Source organism: Trinickia camelliae, from assembly GCF_053525655.1.
Genome location: NZ_JBCHAA010000030.1, coordinates 11,962 through 30,143, shown reverse-complemented (window position 1 = coordinate 30,143; position 18,182 = coordinate 11,962). Strand labels below are relative to the sequence as shown.

General features: G+C 61.8%; 12 protein-coding genes. 7 read left to right on the top strand and 5 right to left on the bottom strand.

The annotated features are described in order from the left end of the window. The first annotated feature begins 42 nt into the window (after positions 1-42). Together AAHK20_RS32110 and AAHK20_RS32105 are read left to right on the top strand one after the other, a co-directional pair. Complete coding sequence (locus tag AAHK20_RS32110; RefSeq protein ID WP_449185546.1) at positions 43-2,295, top strand: fimbria/pilus outer membrane usher protein; 2,253 nt, start codon at positions 43-45, stop codon at positions 2,293-2,295. Between the two features lie 14 nt (positions 2,296-2,309). Continuing rightward, complete coding sequence (locus AAHK20_RS32105) at positions 2,310-3,311, top strand: Csu type fimbrial protein (protein WP_449185545.1); 1,002 nt, start codon at positions 2,310-2,312, stop codon at positions 3,309-3,311. Positions 3,312-3,323: 12 nt separating this feature from the next. On the opposite strand, the gene AAHK20_RS32100 is transcribed toward AAHK20_RS32105, so the two are convergent. Continuing rightward, a complete protein-coding gene (locus tag AAHK20_RS32100) occupies positions 3,324-3,608 on the bottom strand; it encodes a hypothetical protein (RefSeq protein WP_449185544.1) in 285 nt (94 codons plus the stop codon). A 418-nt stretch (positions 3,609-4,026) separates the two neighbouring features. On the opposite strand from AAHK20_RS32100, the gene aqpZ reads away from it, so the two are divergent. The 4 genes from aqpZ (at position 4,027) to AAHK20_RS32080 (ending at position 12,072) form a co-directional block, all read left to right on the top strand. Beyond that, positions 4,027-4,746, top strand: a complete 720-nt coding sequence (gene aqpZ / locus AAHK20_RS32095) for an aquaporin Z (protein ID WP_449185543.1) — start codon at positions 4,027-4,029, stop codon at positions 4,744-4,746. 283 nt (positions 4,747-5,029) lie between these two features. Continuing rightward, positions 5,030-9,367: a response regulator gene (locus tag AAHK20_RS32090; RefSeq protein WP_449185542.1), complete on the top strand. Its 4,338-nt coding sequence runs from the start codon at positions 5,030-5,032 to the stop codon at positions 9,365-9,367. Positions 9,368-9,394: 27 nt separating this feature from the next. Further along, complete coding sequence (locus AAHK20_RS32085) at positions 9,395-10,552, top strand: response regulator (RefSeq protein ID WP_449185541.1); 1,158 nt, start codon at positions 9,395-9,397, stop codon at positions 10,550-10,552. Beyond that, positions 10,549-12,072, top strand: a complete 1,524-nt coding sequence (locus AAHK20_RS32080; RefSeq protein WP_449185540.1) for an ATP-binding response regulator — start codon at positions 10,549-10,551, stop codon at positions 12,070-12,072. The genes AAHK20_RS32085 and AAHK20_RS32080 overlap by 4 nt, the downstream gene beginning before the upstream one ends. On the opposite strand, the gene AAHK20_RS32075 is transcribed toward AAHK20_RS32080, so the two are convergent. Further along, entirely contained in the window at positions 12,069-13,055 is a 987-nt protein-coding gene (locus AAHK20_RS32075) for a helix-turn-helix domain-containing protein (RefSeq protein WP_449185539.1), read from the bottom strand. The genes AAHK20_RS32080 and AAHK20_RS32075 overlap by 4 nt on opposite strands. Positions 13,056-13,586: 531 nt before the next feature. Between AAHK20_RS32075 and AAHK20_RS32070 the strand changes: the two genes are divergently transcribed. Continuing rightward, positions 13,587-13,985: a 4'-phosphopantetheinyl transferase family protein gene (locus AAHK20_RS32070; RefSeq protein WP_449185538.1), complete on the top strand. Its 399-nt coding sequence runs from the start codon at positions 13,587-13,589 to the stop codon at positions 13,983-13,985. A gap of 144 nt (positions 13,986-14,129) precedes the next feature. Here the strand turns inward: AAHK20_RS32070 and AAHK20_RS32065 are convergent, their stop codons facing one another. The 3 genes from AAHK20_RS32065 to tssF are packed head-to-tail and all read right to left on the bottom strand — an operon-like array spanning position 14,130 to position 18,177. Next, positions 14,130-15,218 carry a type VI secretion system protein TssA gene (locus AAHK20_RS32065; RefSeq protein ID WP_449185537.1) on the bottom strand — a complete coding sequence of 363 codons (1,089 nt, stop codon included), beginning with the start codon at positions 15,216-15,218 and terminating at the stop codon, positions 14,130-14,132. Then, on the bottom strand, positions 15,215-16,288 hold the full coding sequence (gene tssG / locus AAHK20_RS32060; protein WP_449185536.1) for a type VI secretion system baseplate subunit TssG: 1,074 nt from the start codon (positions 16,286-16,288) through the stop codon (positions 15,215-15,217). Before tssG ends, AAHK20_RS32065 begins: the two co-directional genes overlap by 4 nt. Further along, a complete protein-coding gene (tssF, locus tag AAHK20_RS32055; RefSeq protein ID WP_449185535.1) occupies positions 16,288-18,177 on the bottom strand; it encodes a type VI secretion system baseplate subunit TssF in 1,890 nt (629 codons plus the stop codon). The genes tssG and tssF overlap by 1 nt, the downstream gene beginning before the upstream one ends. Between the last annotated feature and the right edge of the window lie 5 nt (positions 18,178-18,182).

The window sequence follows — 18,182 nt, the reverse complement described above, 5'->3', positions numbered from 1 at the left end:
ACTTTGTGCGTTCTGCTTGCCCTTGCGGCGCGCGGTGCATCGATGGCCCACGGTGAAACCTTGCCGGATATCGCTGGCGCGGCTAACGCGCCGCGCGACCTGTATCTGAATGTCAAAGTGAATGGGGAATCCACGTCGGTGCTGGCGCACTTTCGGCAGGTTGGCGACAAGCTCAGCACAACCGGGGAAGAGCTCGAGCGCGTCGGCTTTTTGCTGGCGAACATTGGCGCCACGCCGCAGTCGGAGATCGCACTGGATGCGATTTCCGGATTGCGCTACGAATACGATCCCGGTGCGCAGACGATCAATCTCGATGTACCCGACAGATTGCGAAAACCCCAGCAGCTGAACGAGCGAGTCCCCGAGGCGCTGCCTGCGGCGACAACGTCACGCGGCCTAGCGCTCAACTACGACGTCTACGCGCAGTCCGATGCGCAAGAGCCGGTCGCGCTGTACAGCGAGGCACGCTACTTCGATGAGCACGGGGTGCTCAGCAATACCGGGACCGCATACTTTGGCGGCAACGCCGGCCGGTACGTCCGCTATGACACGACATGGAGCCGCTCGGATCCCACAACGCTCGACACGTTGCATATCGGTGACAGCATTTCGTCGTCGCTCGATTGGACACGTTCAGTTCGGATCGGTGGTCTTCAATGGAGTACTAACTTTTCGCTCAGGCCCGACCTGGTGACGTTCCCGGTGTCGACGTTGTCGGGCTCCGCGGTCGTGCCGACGGCCGTGAGCCTCTATGTGAACGGGGTTCAGCAGTATGCCGGCACCGTATCCTCGGGGCCTTTCACAATCAACCAGATGCCCGGCATCACCGGCGCGGGCGTCGCGACCGTCGTCACCCGCGACGCGCTCGGGCGCTCCGTGACGACGTCGGTGCCGCTTTATATCGATACCCGGCTACTGTCGGCCGGGTTGAAGAGCTATTCGTTCGAGGCAGGTTTTGTCCGGCGCAATTACGGCATTGATTCGTTCGACTACGATTCACGTCCCGCCGCCAGCGCGTCGTCGCGCTACGGCGTGACTGACTCGCTGACCGTGGAGGGGCATGCCGAGGCGACAACCTCGCTGTATGCGGCCGGTGCAGGCGCGCTCATGCGGCTGGGGATGGCAGGCGTCGTCAACGGCTCCCTTGTCGCGAGCGGCGGCCGCTTCACGGGCGGGCAATACAGCATCGGCTACCGCTACGTGGCGCCGCAGTTCAGCATCGACGCGCAAACGACCCGCACCGTGCGCCGCTACGGCGACCTCGGCTCGGTCGAGGGCGCGGCTGCGCCGAGCCTGACGGATCGTATGACGGTGACCCTGGCTCTCGGGCATGCGCAGAGCGTGTCGGCGAGCTACATCGGCTACAAGGTTCCCGCAAGTGAGATCTCGCGGATCGGCTCGCTGACGTACTCGACGACGATCAGCAACGGCGTATCGCTGAACTTCAGCGCGTACCGGGACTTCGGCCAGGCTCGCACGACCGGCGTGTCCGCGGGAGTCAGCGTGGCGCTCGGGTCGAAGACGTCGATCTCCGTGAACGCCGGCAGCCAGAACGGCAAGACGAACGACAGCATTGGCGCAGCGCGTCCGGCCGACTACGACGGCGGCTGGGGATGGGCCGCGCTGGCGAGCAACGCGCAGGACGTGCGTTACGCGCAAGGCCAGCTCCAATATCTCGGCCGCTACGGCAGCGCGACGGTGACCGCGCAGAGCACGGCCGGAAAGAGCACTGAGGCGCTCGAAGTTGCGGGCGCGATCGTGGTGATGGACGGGACGGTCGAGGCCGCCCGGAGGATCGACGACGGCTTCACGCTCGTCTCGACGGACGGCGTGGCCGGCATCCCGGTACTGCATGAAAACCGCGTGATCGGCGTGACCGATGCGAGCGGCCACTTGCTGGTCCCGGACCTGAACGCGTATCAGAAAAACACCGTGGCGATCGATCCGCTGGGATTGCCTGCCGACATGCGGATCGCGGACACGAATCAGGTGATCGTGCCTAAGGCGCAGTCGGGCGTGCTCGCCCGTTTCCCGATCGAACGATACGCGGCAGCGTCGGTGATCTTGACCGATCCGGCCGGCAAGCCGCTTCCCGCGGGCGCATCGGTGCATCACACCGAGAGCGGGCGGGATACCGTGACGGGCTACGACGGCTTGACGTTCGTCGACGGCCTGCAGCGGGAGAACCACCTGACGGTGACCGGCAAGGACTTCAACTGCGTCGCGACGTTTGTTTACCGGCGCCCCGGCAACGGGACGTTACCGACGATCGGCCCCGTGGTCTGCAAACCCTAAAAGGAAGGCACGCGATGAAACGTTACTGGATGGTCATGATTGTGCTTGCGGGGTTGCTGCTCGGCTTCGGTCAGTCCGCGCGAGCGCAAGCATGCACGGCGACCGCGTCCGACATCGCCTTCGGCTCGGTCAGCCCGATCGCCAATACGGCGGTCACTGCGTCCGGAACGGTGACCGTGACGTGCACATGGCCGGCATTGACGCTTTACCGTTATGTCCGGGTCTGCCTGAATCTCGGCACCGGCACGGCGTCGTCTTCGTGGGTGCCCCGTTATCTTGCGGACAGCTCGTCGGACACCCTTGCGTTCAATATCTATACAGATTCCTCGTATTCAACCGTATGGGGTTCCACCAGTAGCACCACAGCGTCCTCGGCGGCCTCGTACACGATGAGCACAAATTATTCATTGGCCGCGCAGACCACGTCTACAACCGTCTCCATGTATGCCAAGATTCCTTCCGGACAGACAACCGTACCGACGCTCAGCAACAGTACAACTACCTATACGGACAGCTTTTCTGGCACGCACACCCGACTCGACTACTATTACTCGCTTGACTCCACGTTGCCAAGCTGCAGTTCGCTGAACACTGGGGTGCGATTCCCGTTTACCGTTACTGCCAACGTCATCAATAACTGCAACATCAGCGCCACGGCGATGAGCTTCGGGAGCACTTCGGTGCTGACCTCAGCGCTGACAGCAACGAGCACGATCTCGGTGCAATGCACATCCGGCGACGCGTGGGAGCTTGCGCTGAATGGCGGAAGCACGAGCGCAAGTGTCACGGCAAGGAAGATGGCGGGGACGTCGTATGGATCGACCGTCAGCTATCAGCTGTATACCGATTCCGCCCGAAGTACGATCTGGGGGGACGGCACGAGCAGCACGAGCATGGTGACCGGAACCGGCACGGGCGCCGCGGCGACGGTGACGGTATACGGCAAAGTGCCGGTGCAGACGACGCCCCGGCCGGATTCGTATAGCGATACGGTAACGGCGACGATCAGCTTCTGATTGTCGAGCGGATCAGAACGAGATCGTAACGATCCCGTCGATGGAGGTTGAGGTGGCGACGTCCGACGTCGCCGTGTCGCTTTCGGCGGAGGTCGAGATGCGGGCCGTCGTGGACGGATTCGCGCATGAGACGACCACCGGCAAATTCGCCGCGCCGCCCGTCACCGTGCAAACATCGCGAATCACGATTCCGACCGGCATGTACGCGCTAACCGCCCCTGCGTAGCACGCCGTGGTCCATGGCGCAGACAGCATTCCGATACAGGTCGACCAGATGGCGAGTGATTTAGCATCCATGTGCTGCCTCGTATAGTCGTGTGCCCTCGGCATGCTTGTCGGGCACGGTGTATGGAAAGAGAGAACTCAGTCGGTCTTGTTTTCGGCCCGGACAGGGAAAAGTTGAGGGTAGCGGTTCACTCGCGCAGTTTATTTCTTTCACGCTGGAAATGTTGGACTACCGCTAGCCGCTGCAGCGATGCGGCGGCGCTCTCCGAATTGCTTACGAAGTCTTTGCTTGTCCGCGGCAATTTCCAATAAGGCGACGCGAGCGCTTGGCGCGCTGCCTGCGGGCTCTTTGTACGGCTCAGCGGTGGTAGCTCGCCGGAATTGACAATTCTTGATACCTGTCGATCAGTTGACTGCCTACAATCGGCGACTTGCCGGAGACGGCCATTTTTATCGGCCGGTTCTGATCGACTATATGAGGTGTCATACGGTGCACTTATCAAAACGACTCATCGCCGAAATGTTCGGCACTTTCTGGCTGGTGCTCGGGGGCTGCGGCAGCGCCGTGCTCGCCGCCAGTTTCGCAGGCCCTGTTCACGGGCTCGGCATCGGTTTCGCGGGCGTCGCGCTGGCGTTCGGCGTGACCGTGCTCACCATGGCCTTTGCAATCGGACATATTTCCGGCTGTCACCTGAATCCGGCGGTGAGCGTCGGCCTGATGGTCGCCGGCCGCTTTCCGGCGCGCGACGTTGCGCCGTATATCCTCGCGCAGGTGATCGGCGCCGTGATCGGCGCGTTCGTGCTCTCGCTGATCGCCACGGGCAAGCCCGGGTTCGACCTCGTGGCGAACGGCTTTGCGACGAACGGCTATGGCGAGCATTCCCCAGGCCACTATTCGATGACGGCTTCGTTCTTGTGTGAAGTCGTGATGACGGGCTTTTTACTGTTCGTCATCCTCGGCGCCACCGACGAGCGCGCGCCCGCTGGCTTCGCGCCTATTGCGATCGGCGCATGTCTCACGCTGATCCACCTTATCTCGATCCCGGTCACCAACACGTCGGTGAATCCGGCGCGCTCGACCGGTCCGGCGCTGTTCGTCGGCGGCGCGGCGATTTCGCAGCTCTGGCTCTTCTGGGTTGCGCCGATTGTGGGCGCAATCATTGCGGGCGTGATCTATCCGGCGATTGCGGGTCGCGGTCACACCGACTGAACGGCACGAAGCGAGGAGGGCGCAGAAAGGCGTCGCGTGCGCTGCGGGAGCGTAATGTGCCGTAAGGAATGCTGCTGTCGCCGGCGGAAAATGAAGGAGTATCCGTTATGCCATTCGTTGATAATTGACTAAAAGATTAAGAGAAATTCAGAAGGCGGGCTGCCCAGGATGATGGGTGACGCTTGGTGGCTGTTCTTTTCGCTAAACGATGGTAACGAAGGTGACTGCGAGCTTGCCTCGCCTTGCAAAACGAAATTTACCGACAATACGAAGCGCTCTTATCGTGCGCTTTACGATTGTGATCGTTGCCGCTCTTGCCGTGTTTACGCTAGGCGCGATTCGATTTGTCGTCACGCCGGCGGTGAACTTAATCGCGAAGTCGCAATTGACACAGGCGAGCAGCGAGTTGGAAGCGCAGGTGCGTCAATTGTTCGGCGCAGTCGAAGAGACGGCGCGAGTGACCCAGAGTTGGGGCGAGCAGGGGCAATTGAGCGTTGACGATTTACCCGGCTTCAACGCCTATCTGTTCTCGGTCATCGCCCAACACCCTGAAATCAACTCGGCGACGCTGGCAACCCGATCCGGCCGGGAAATCCTGCTGCTGCTGAATCCCGACGGCACTTGGGTCAATCGCTTGAGCGATCCTGACCATTGGGGCGACAAGACCTATTGGCTGACATGGAACACGCAGCGCGAGTTAGTCAAAGTGGAGATGAAGCAAAGCGACTACGACGCGCGCACGCGTCCCTGGTTCAAGGCTGCGCTGGCGTTACCCCGCGACGACCAGGTTGCCTGGACTGACCCATATATTTTCTATACGACCCGCGAACCGGGTATCACGGCATCGATGCGTTGGACGGCGCCCGACGGCACCCAATATGTGGTGAGTCACGATGTCAACCTGCTCAACCTGTCGCGCTTTACCACGCACTTGGTGGCGGGCAGTCACGGCTGGGGCGCCGTCCTGGCTCCTGACGGCCGCGTGATGGGCCTGCCGAACGATGCACGTTTTGCGGACGAGGAAAGACTGAAGGTCAACACCCTGCGTACGGTGGCTCAATTGGGGGTCACGCCGTTGACGAAAGGGCTGTCGCGCTGGCGGATGGCCGGAAACGATCCAAGCCGGCTGCTGCGCTATCACGTGGACGGAGTGGCGTGGTATAGCCTGTTCCGCCCGACGAACATCGGCAGCCAAGTCTTATGGCTGGGCGTGGCCGCGCCAGAGAGCGACTTCATTCCGGACTCCCGCGAGGCATTGGAGGGCCTGCTGGAGCTAGGTCTGTTCGTTATCGCGGCGGGGGCTTTGCTTGCCACGTGGATGGCTCACCAATTCGCGCGGCCGCTCGTGCAATTGAGCGCCGAGGCGCGGCGTATCGGCCAGTTGGATCTGGAGCGGCCGGTGCAGGCGTCGGGCAATTGGAGGGAAATCGCGCAGTTGGCGCAAGCTCAAGACGCAATGCGTATCACGCTGCGAGAAGCAACCGGGCGATTGGCCAGGAGCAACGCGACGCTGGAAGCGAAGGTCGTCGAGCGTACGCGCGAGTTGGAGTCCAGCCGGGCCGAAGTGATACGTCGTGAATCGTTCTTTCATGCGATTTTTGATCACGCCCCGGTGGGCATATTGAATATTTCGCGGGACAGGAAGCGCAAGAGCAATCAAGCATTCGCTGACTTTCTCGGCTATTCCCTCGATGAGATTCAGAACATTCCCGATGAACTCTTGCTGATGCCTGAAGACCGATCGCGCTTGTTGGGGCTGGGCGAACGATTCCGCGCCGGCGGGAATTTCGAGCGCACCGAAGGGCGATACCGACATAAGGACGGCACCGCGCGATGGGCTGATATCAGCTTGGCGGCCGTGCGCGATGCCAGCGGCGAACTGTCGTCGGTCATCGTGATCGTGATCGACATGATGGCGCGTAAGGTGGCCGAGGCCGCGATCGAGCAAGCGCGCCAGCAGACGGAAGCGTCCAAGCAGCGATTGGTCGTGATGTCGGATGCATTGCCGTTGGCGATGTTCCAGATGGAAAGCACCAGCGTGGAAGTCGCCCATTACAACTTCATCAGCAGCCACGTGGTCCACGTGCTGGGGGTGCCGGCAGCAGAGCTGATGGAGGACGCGGAATTGCGTTGGCGCCATGTGCATCCCGACGACCTGGACGGGGCGCGCCGGCAACTGCTCGCAACCGCTGCGCGCGTGAGGGCGGATCGGGTTAGCTGCTCGACCGGCGAAATCCTGGTGCGTGTTCGGATTGCCGAAGCATGGCGCTGGATCGTGACCTTCGCCTACGCCAATCCGCCGTCGAAGGACGGCTCAATACTCTGGAACGGATATTGCCAAGATGTGACCGAACGCAAGCAGGTGGAGGACGCGACTCGGGTCGCGCGGGAAGCTGCGGAAAGCGCGACACGCATGAAGTCGAACTTCCTGGCCAACATGAGCCATGAGATTCGCACTCCGATGAATGCGATCATCGGCATGAGCCATTTGGCCTTGAAGACTGACTTGAACGAGCGGCAGCGCGACTACATCCAGAAAATTCAGCAATCCGGCGGACATCTGCTGGGCATTGTCAATGACGTGCTGGATTTCTCCAAAATCGAAGCGGGCAAGCTGACCATCGAGTACGCCGATTTCAGCCTGGAAGAGCTGCTCGACAAAGTATCCAGTCTGATTGTCGAAAAGACGTCCGCCAAGGGGCTGGAACTGGTGTTCGACGTCGCGATGGACGTGCCGATGCATTTGGTCGGGGACAGCTTGCGGTTGAGTCAGATCCTGATCAACTACGCCAACAATGCGGTCAAATTCACCGAGCGGGGCGAAGTCGACATCGTGGTGCGTTTGCGCGAACAGAGTGCCGATGGCGCGCTGCTGTACTTCGGTGTCCGAGACACCGGTATCGGTTTGAATGAAGCGCAGATGGACAGGTTGTTCCAGAGCTTCGAGCAAGCCGACTCGTCGACGACCCGCAAGTACGGCGGCACGGGCTTGGGCTTGGCGATCTCGAAACAGCTGGCCGGTTTGATGGGCGGGGAGGTCGGTGCCGATAGCGAGCCAGGCGTCGGCTCAACGTTTTGGTTCACCGCGAAACTGGGTTTGGGTAAGGCCGAGGCGCGCAGCTATCTGCCGGCCCCCGATCTGCGCGGCAAACGGATGCTGGTGGTCGACGACAACGACAGCGCGCGCATGGTGCTGGCCGATCTGCTCAATGCGATGACCTTCGAGGCGATCGGTGTCGCCTCCGGCGCCGAGGCGCTGGCCGCGATTGAGCAGGCGGACCGGGAACAGCGCGCGTTCGAAGCGGTATGGCTCGATTGGCAAATGCCGGACATGGACGGAATCGAAACAGCGCGGCGCATCAGCGTCATGCCGCTGCAACGGCCGCCCAGGCTCGCCATGGTGACCGCCCACGACCGCAACGAGGTCCTGGCTTTGGCGCGAGAAGCCGATTTGATGGACGTGTTGGTGAAACCGATCAATGCGTCGGCGCTGTTCGATACGTTGATGCGCCTATTCGGCCGTTGGCCGCCTGTCGAGGGCCGCGGCGCAGAGCAGTCCGGTTCCGTCGAGGTCGCCGATCTCGATCTGAATCGAATTCAGGGCGCCCGGGTGCTGCTGGCTGAGGATAACGAACTGAACGTACAGGTGGCGAGCGAATTGCTGGCCGACGCGGGCCTCGAGATCGAAGTCGCCGGCAACGGCCGGATTGCCGCCGCGATGGCTCAGGCGCGCCACTACGACCTGATCTTGATGGACATGCACATGCCGGAGATGGACGGCATCGAGGCGACCCGTATCCTGCGCGCCATGCCGCGTTTGGCCGCGTTGCCCATCGTCGCCATGACGGCGAACGCGATGCAGACCGACCGGCAGCGCTGCCTGGATTCCGGCATGAACGATTTCGTGAGCAAGCCGATCGAGCCTGACGAGTTGTGGCGCGCGTTGTTGCGCTGGGTCAAGCCGCGTTGCCCAGCTGCGGCGGCTCAGGCGCCGGGCAAGCCGGAAGCCGTTAGGGATGCGGGCGTGGCGGCCGACTTCCCGGCAGCAATCGAAGGCTTGGACATGGCTGCGGGCTTACGGCGCGTATTGGGCAAGCCGGCTCGCTATCGGTTGATGCTGCGCGGATTCGTGAGCAGTCAAGGCGATGCGGCGCAAAAAATCCAGGCGGCGCTGGACGGCAACGATCCGGGCACGGCGGAACGGCTCGCGCATACCTTGAAGGGGCTGGCGGGCAATATCGGCGCCACGTCATTGCAGCTGGACAGCGAGAACCTCGAGCAGGCCATCCGTTTGGCCGAACCGGTTGCCGAATGGCTCGAAGCTGTGCGGCTCGGTCTGGCGAGGCAAATCGCGTCGATCGAGGCGGCGCTGCCGGTCGAAGTCCAGGAAGTCGCAAGCGTCGTGGACGAGGCTCAAGTCCACGCCATCTGTCGCGAGCTCGCTGATCTGCTGGCGGACGACAATGCCAAGGCGGAGCGGGTGCTCAACGAGAATAGTCCGCTGTTGGCCGCGGCGTTGTCGGAAAAATTCCGTCCCTTGGCCGAAGCCGTGCGCCAGTTCGAGTTCGAGACTGCGTTGATGGTCCTGACGGATGCACTACCGGCCCTGGCCGAAAAATAACCTACAAAGAAAAGACGAGGTGCCGCAATGGATGCTGATCCCGATTTCGGCCGCAAGGCCGTGGTCCTGGTGGTCGACGATACGCCGCAGAACCTCTCGGTGATGAACGATCTGCTGGAAGATCTTTACACCGTGAAGGTCGTGCCGAACGGCGCGAAGGCATTGAAGGTCGCTCGCTCGTCCACGCCGCCGGATTTGATCTTGCTCGACATCATGATGCCGGACATGGATGGCTACGAAGTGTGCCGTCAACTCAAGGCGGCCCCCGAAACCCGAGACATCCCGGTGATTTTCCTGTCGGCGAAGAGCGAGGTGGAGGACGAGCAGGAGGGGCTGACGCTGGGTGCCGTCGACTACATCACCAAGCCCATCAGTGCGCCTATCGTGCTGGCCAGGGTCAAGACGCATCTGACGTTGAACGCGGCGGCCGATTTCCTGCGCGACAAGGCCGCTTTTCTGGAACAGGAAGTCGCCCGGCGTACCGAGGAGGTGCGGGCGATCAAGGATGCGACCATCCTGATGATGGCCTCGTTGGCCGAGACTCGCGACAATGAGACCGGCAACCATATATTGCGGACCCAGCATTACGTTATGGCGCTGGCGCATCAATTAAAGGCGCACCCGCGGTTCAGCGACTTCCTGACCGAGTACAACATCGAGCTGCTGTTCAAATCGGCGCCGCTGCACGACATCGGCAAGATCGGGATTCCGGATCGGATCCTGCTCAAGCCGGGGCGACTCGATCCGGCGGAGTTCGAAATCATGAAGCGTCATGCCGCGTTAGGCCGCGATGCGATTTTGCAAGCCGAGAGGCGTTTGGGTAAGCCGGTGGCGTTTCTCGATCTGGCCAAGGAAATTGCCTATTCGCATCACGAAAAATGGAATGGCGATGGCTATCCGGAAGGGAGAGCCGGCGACGCGATTCCGATCTCGGCCCGGCTGATGGCGCTGGCCGATGTCTACGACGCCTTGATCAGCCGCCGTATCTATAAAGCGCCGCTTTCGCACGAGCAGGCGGTCGCGTTTATCGTGCAAGAGCGGGGCGCGCATTTCGACCCGGACGTGGTGGATGCGTTCTTGGCGATCCAGAGTGAATGGCATGTGATCGCGCAACAGTACGCGGACAGCGAATCCGAACGACATGACGTGCAAGAGCATCTGGAACAAGCGGTGAATCGACAATGAATCAGCTCGATTTCAAGAAACTGAATTTCCTGGTAGTGGACGACGTGCCGATGATGCGCCAGGTTGCGGCGACTCAATTGCGCGCGCTGGATATCGCGAACATTGAATTTGCCGCGAATGGCCGGGAAGCGTTGCAGGTCATCGCGCGACAGCCTATCGATATGGTCCTGTCGGACTGGAACATGCCGGTGATGGACGGTCTGACGCTACTGCGCAGAATCAGGGGCGACTCGCGCCTGGCGCACATTCCGCTGATACTGATCACGGCCGAGGTGGAGCGCGATCAGGTCGAGGCGGCGATCAAGAGCGGCGTTTCCGATCTGCTGGTCAAGCCTTATACGGCCCAACGGATGGAGGACAAGATTGTCGGCGCGCTGCAGCGCATCGCGCCTGAAACCGCTGGCCTGACCGAATCGGAAACACCCGCGGTCGAGCATAAGCCCACCATTCTGGTGGTCGACGACACCCACGAAAACCTGCGCCTGGTCTCCGACCTGTTCGAGGACCGATATCGCGTGCGCGTCGCCGACAGCGGCCAGAAAGCGCTGGCGATCTGTACCGCCGACGTTCCGCCCGATCTCGTCTTGCTGGATGTGATGATGCCGGGCATGGACGGCTTCGAGGTGGCGCGCAAGATGCGCGAGCATCCGAATAGCGAGCACATTCCCGTGATTTTCGTGACCGCTTTGTCGGATAGCGAGTCGCAACGCCGCGGCTACGATCTCGGCGCTGTCGATTTCGTCAGCAAGCCCATCGATAGCGAGCTGCTGCAGATCAGAGTCGGGAATTTCATCCGCTATGTCGAGTTATACAAGCAACGGCAACAAGAATACGACACGATGCTCGCCAACGCGCGTTTGCGCGAGAACGTCGAACGCATGCTTCGTCACGACTTGCGCAATCCGATTGCCGGTGTCGTCAGCCTGATACGCGAATTCTCGGAAACAGCGCCTATGGCGGGTGTGCATAGTGAGCGGGTCCGGCAAATCGAAAAGGCGGCGCAGCAGGCGTTGGGCGCGCTAAATCTGTCCGCCGAGCTGTTCAAGATCGAAACGGGGCGTTTTCAGTTGTCACCGGTGCCGGTCGCGGTGGGGGAGATCATCGCGCATAGTGCCGGTCTGGCGCGCGCGACCTTCGCCGTCAAGACGCTACAGATCGAAGTGGAAGGTGATGCTGAGGCATCCAAAATGACGGCTCAGGGCGACCCAGTGCTATGCCAGTCGATCTTCCAAAATCTGATCAATAACGCATGCGAGGCGTCGCCTGACAGCGGGCTGGTAAGAATCAGCCTGCACGACGAAACGCCGTTGCGAGTCGTGATCGAAAATCGAGGCGCGGTGCCGTCCGCGCTGCGTACCCACTTCTTTGAGCGCTACGCCACGGCCGGTAAATCCGGGGGCAGCGGTGTCGGCACATACTCGGCGAAATTGCTGACGGAGGCGCAGGGCGGCCGTATCGCGATGGATACCAGCGACACGGACGACCACACACGTTTGACCGTGACCTTGCCGCGCAGCTAGACGGCGCTCCCTTGATCGAGTCCTCGTTCCGCGCGCTTGCTTGTGCGATATTCCGTAGGCGTGGCGGCGAGGTGTTTGCGAAACAGTTTCGACAGCTGCCCGCCGCTGCCGATGCCACAGCGCCTTGCAATTTTGTCTATCGGCAGGTTGGTTTCGACGAGGAGGCGGCAGCTCATGTCGAGCCGGATGTACAGGAGGTAGTCGGAGGGCGTCACTCCCATCTCCATCTTGAAGCGCCGCAGGAAGCTCCGTTCGCTCATGGCGGCGATCTGCGCGGCGTCATCGATCGCGACGGGCCGGTCGCTGTTTGCTTCCAGCCAGCGGGCAGATTTCTGGATCCTTTCGCTGACGAAAACCGACGCGCTCTGACGTACGATCGCTGTGAATTGCATCTCGACTGACCGTGTGACGCGAGCCGAGGTTTGGCGGGCCGTTTCGATTCCCAGGTCCTTCTGAATAATCGACAGCGCGATTCGCAACGGGTCCTCAGGCTCCGCGACCGGGGCAGCGCCAGCGGCGTTTTGCAAGAGCTTCGTGACGCGTTTGCTCGAGGTTAGGCCGCTGGTGGCTGGTCTGTGCTCGGACACCTCGAGCAGCAAGCGGCCCTCACCGATCGGGAAGATCGATTCGGTGCGGGAGCAGGTGCGACGCAACCAGGCGATCAGACGTTCGTCGCGCAGGGCGTTGCCCAGGCCCATGCCGTCGGCGATGAATAACGCATGGAAAGTGTCGAGATGATGATGCGTTTCGACGCTGTCGGTCCAAACGAAAACCGACGACGAACTCGCGATTCTGCCGCCCGCTGTCGATAAGAGGCAGATATCGTAGTGTGTCTCACCGCGCTTCGCCGATCCGGCGATATCATCGGCCGCATGGAAAACCTCTACGACTCCGGCCACGCGTGGCAGCGCGAAACCGTTGAATAAAGCGACGCCGATCAGTCTTGCGGTGCGCTCGCAAGACGGCCTATTCGAGGAAGGCATAACGGTATTCCGTACGGAGTCTCGACAAAGCGTCCCATCTCGCGGTTCACTCATGAGTAGCATTCCCATTCGGATCGTTTTCGGGTTCAATTAATTCACTGAGCTGGTCCTATCTCTGGATTTCTAATTTTCTTATCGACGACAGAAATTTCGAACGCGTCGTTGAGTCTCGCTAATTCGCGGAATCACTATTTTTAGACTGTAAAACAAGGATAAATCGATTGGAGAAATGGGTTGTTAAACATTGTCAAATGCGAGCGGTGGCGCCGCTGAAGGCGCCGTTGGAAATTATGCGAATTGCCTATGCAGTGAGATTGCGCGGCAGACTGGCGTGCATCGATACTCAATTTGGATATACCCAGAAAATACGGGAAATGTTGTTCGGAATGGGGGCGTGGTAATGGGGCGTTCTTCGTGTATAGCCGATACATCCGATTCTTTCCAAGACACCAGCCTTCGCGCTTGAGCCGCACGTGAATGCACCAATAGCCATAGCGCACCGGGTATGAGCGAATTCCCGCATCCGCTGGCGTGTCCGACGGCGTTAGACGGGCGCTCGACTTTAACATCTCGCACTCAGGATCTCATGCACTCGTTGCCATCGCGGCGGACCGGCGCGTTGGCGTAGACATAGAGATCAGCAATCACGCTTTCGACTGGCGCTCCCTAGCAAATACGGTTTTCTCTGGGCGGGATGATGTATACGTCAACTCGCTACCTGACACGCTTCGCCACGATGGCTTTTATCGAATATGGACCGCGAAAGAGGCTTTTCTGAAAGCGGTCGGTACTGGTCTGGCCGGAGGTAGGACGCACTTTTCTGTGGTGGGTGGAGAGGGCGGGGAACCGGTAGCGGCGCGGTGCGATCGGACGGAGGAGGGCATCGAATCCGCTGCATGGGACGTTGCTGCGTTCGACGTCGGGTGGTGATTTCTTACCACGGTTGCTCGGCCGTAGCTGCCGCTTTGACGGACACGTGCTTCACGTTCCAAGTTACGCGATCCAAGCCTTCGTCCTACCCGATCGACCCGGCAACCTGACAATGCCGACAAAAGCTCGTGTCACCGAGCACGACTACGCGCCATCTGCTTCTTCCCACCGCGCCAGCAGGTCAGACGGTATCGCTCGCACGACGTCCGCGTAGCGCTTGCCGACGAACTGCTCGGCGCGTTTGAGCAACACCGGAATCGGGCTGCTTGGTTCGTGCGCCTCGAACCACGTCCGGGCGCTTCGAATCAAAGCAAGCGCTGCTTGGCGGTCAGCTGGTGCAGATTCCGATTGCGTCGGGGAGCGCGCAGGGGGCGCATTCTTCAGTTCAGGCAGTGTTGCTGCATTGTCTTCCAGTGATTCGTTCGTCGTCGGAACGGGGGCGGCGGAGGGTTCCTCGACCCTGTCGTTCGTTGTCAGCAGTGTGGGTTTGCTTAAGCTGCCGATCAGCCAGCTTAGCTGCGACAGGTCGGGCTGGTACGTTTCGAGATGACTAGCGCACCACGTGTCGATCGCGGCAAGATTCGCGATCGCGTCGTCGAAGCCCATCATCACTGCAGGGTGCTGCGCGCGCAGATCCTGCAACTGTTGCGCAACGGACTCGGGAGCAAGCGCATCGGCCGGGCGCGGATGCGCGAACGCACGCTCGACGTCGCGTACCTGCAGCCGTGCCAGTGTCGACTTCGTGAGCACGATTTCGCGTACGTCTGCTAGTAGCCCCTCGGAATCGGTGAGCGCTTGCAGCGCATTCATCCGCATTTCGAGCACGGCCTCGCGTTCGCCGTCGATGTTGGGTTGCGGGTGGACCTGTGCGGCGAATGCGTTCAGCCAAGCGGCGAGCAGCCCGGTCCCTTCGGCGAGGCCCGCCGCGCCGGCGAGCCGGGTGCGGCATCGCGTGTAGAGCACGGCGACGCTCATGTCTTTCGTGCGCATCATGAGTCGCTGGCAGTCGCGCTCGAGCTCGCTCCAGTTGAGCGGATCGGGCGCGCGGACGAACGCGCCGTACTGCACGTCCCGCTTCGGCGCCGCACTCGCGAAGAGCACGATGAAGTCGTGGTCGTATTCGAGTTCAGGGCCGCAAGGCGCGGTGTCGCTCACGGGCGTCAGCCAGTCGTGCTGCGGTGCGTGAGAGGCTTTGTCGGATTCGTGCCGCTGAGTGGATTGCTTTCTGCTCATGGTTGATTCCCGGATTCAGTGGCGAGGTGCCTGAAATACCGCGCGTAACGCTCAGGCTCGAAGCGCATGCCGGTGATCGGTTTGTGCGGGCTCGGTCGACCCAGCCATCCCGACCAGCCCATGCGCTGCTGGCCGCCCATCACTGCGGGCGGCGCGCTATCGGGCTTGATCCGCAGTTCAAGTTCCCATTCCAGTTCGTAGGCGACGAAGGCTCGTACCCATTCGACCAGGCGGGGCAGATCTTCGCCCTGCGGCGTGAAGCGCAGATATGCCTCGAGATCGACCGGCCCGATGACGATGCGGAACCGGTACTGGCGGTCAGGTGCGACACGGCCAAGCATTGCAGCCTGTCCCATGGTCGCGGCCGGACCCGCGCGACCCATGCGTCCCTGATCGGCGGGATCGATCCCGATCCAATGAAACACGTTCTCCTCAATCGCGACCGGCACGCCGAAGTAGTGTTCGAGCGTGGCGCGCAGACCGTCCGGGTTGCGCGACTCCCGCACGAGATGCGCGGAGGCTGCCAGACGCGCGTGCGAGGGCAGCGGGGGATGGCCGATTTCGCCGGTGTCCTGGCCCGTGAGGCTCGCAACGTAAAACGAAAACCGCTCGTCATCGTGCCGGTCCAGGCCCGCCGTCGCCTGCGCCGATGCCCACGCGCGATAGAACAGCGTAAAGAACCGGTGATGGAAGATGTCGAAGAAGTCGACCGTCGTCGTGTCGCGTCCGCTGTCCTCGCGATCCTTCGCCATTTCGCTGACGTGGATCGGCAGTGGACCATTGGGTCCGAGCATGCCGAGACCAAACAAGCGCACCTTGAGGCGCCCGCCGGCTGCTTGCACGCTCGCGATTTCGCGCGGCGCGAAGGTGAGGCTCGGCTGCTGTCCGAGGCGAAAGGGTTCCCCCTGCGGCCGGCGTGCTGTACCGACGGGATCGATGGCGGCATTGGCGCCGATGCGTCGCAGCAGCGACAGGAACCCGAAGCGCCACGGCTCGGCCTGCAGGCGTTCGAGCAGTTCGGGCGAGAGTGTGCTGTCGCGTACCAGCGCGGGCAGGGTGGCGCGCTTCATCACAGGACCCCGCGCGTGCCCGTACGCACGGGCCACCGTGCAATGCGGCCCCGCTGCATCGAGTGCAGCTCGGTCTGCGTGAAGCTGTTGATCGACACATGCCGCGCAAGCCAGTGCTCGAGGATGAGCCCGAAAAGATACGGACTCGAACCGGAAAAGCCCGCCTCATCGACGGTCAGCACGCATTCGATGCCGCGCCCGAACGTCATCGGGCCGGTGCCCGGCAGCTTGCGGGTCACGGGCCGGGTCTTCGCGCCCACGAGGCTTTCCACCTGGCGGCTATGTTCGGTGCCTTCGTCGGACAGGTACAGGCGCAACAGGTCACGCAGGCCCTGTCCCCCTTCGCGGTGATCGAGCTCGTCGAGCGGGAGGTAGTTGAAATTGAGCTGCCGGATCAGGCGCCAGGCCATCTCTCGTTCGGCGTAGGGCGGTTTCGGTGGACTTGGCGGACGAATGAGGCCGATGCTCTCGACCGGTGCGGACTGCGCGGTTGTCAGGTCATGGATACCGTCGCGCGGGACGAGCGTAGCGAGATCGCGGTTCGTCAGCAGCGCGTCGACCGACAGGAAGCGAATGTTTTCGCCATAGGGCGCCTCGTTCTGGTCGACGAGCGACAGGAACACTTCGGTACCGACATAGGGCGTGCGCGTGCCGTAACGGCGTGCCGAGTTCGACACCATTCGCCGTTCGCGCCGGGTCGAGAAGTACCGCCCGTGATTGCCTTCGTCGTTATTCAGCGTCTGATAAAGCGGGCGGAACTCCAGCTCGGCCGAAGTTGCCGCCACCTGTCCGTACACCGTTTCGACCGAAAACACTTCGTAGTCGAGCGGCGAGAGCCGAGCGGGCACCAGATGAAATTCCGTCTCGCGCGGAGAGATTTCGATGCGATCGGTATGCTTCCTGAAGAGGTTGATGACGGGCGTGCAGAACAGCGCGAAGCGTGACGCATCGACGAGGTTCCCGAGCTGTCCGGGCGCCCGGTCGAGCAGCACGACGATTTCGACCTCGCTGCCGTTCGTGCGGGACAGGCCTTCGCCAAGACCATTGAGCGCGAAGAACCAAAATCGCGCGGGACACGCGAAATATTCATGCAGCAGGTTGTGCCCGTGGAATTTTGTCCACGTGAGCGGCAGCAGGTTCTGATCGGTGCGCAAGCCTTCGTGTTCGACCGCGCCGTGGGTGACGGCTGCGGGCGGCCGGCCCGGCGCACCGAACTCGCCGGGTGCGGCGATTACGGACGCGATGCTGGCGGCGTGCACCAACTCGAAGAGGCGCGAGGCAACCTGCTCATCACCGGCCAGATACACAGGCAGCCGGTTAAGCCCCTTCAGGTCCGCGATCCGTACGTCACCGGTTGTCGACAGCCGCAACCGCAGCGCGCCGCGCACCTGTCGGTCGGGCGGCACGTAACGATCCAGCGCTGGAATGTCCGGCGGTACGCCCGTCAAACGCGCTTCGGTAATCGTGAGTGGCCAGAGCGTGACGTCCTGGCCGCTCGTAAACCGGCAGGCGGTTTTTTCTCCTTCGGGGACCTGTGCGGCGAACGACGTGCCGCGCGCGATGCGATACCCTTCGGCGAGATTGCCTTCCGCCCGGCCCGGGTACAGGCGCGCCACCGCGATCGACGGCGTGGGCGCAACGTAGTTCGGGTAGATCACTTCGAGCAGCCGGCCCGTGAAGCGGGGAAATTCCGCGTCGAGCTTGATCTGCATGCGTGCGGCCATGAAGCAGAACGACTCGACGATACGTTCGACGTAGGGGTCCGCCACTTCGCCCGCCTGCATGCCGAGCCGGCGCGCGATCTTCGGATGTGCGTGCGCGAACTCGGTGGCGAGCTCGCGCATGTAGATGAGTTCCTGGTTGTAGTAGTCGAGCAGTCGAGGGTCCATCGCAT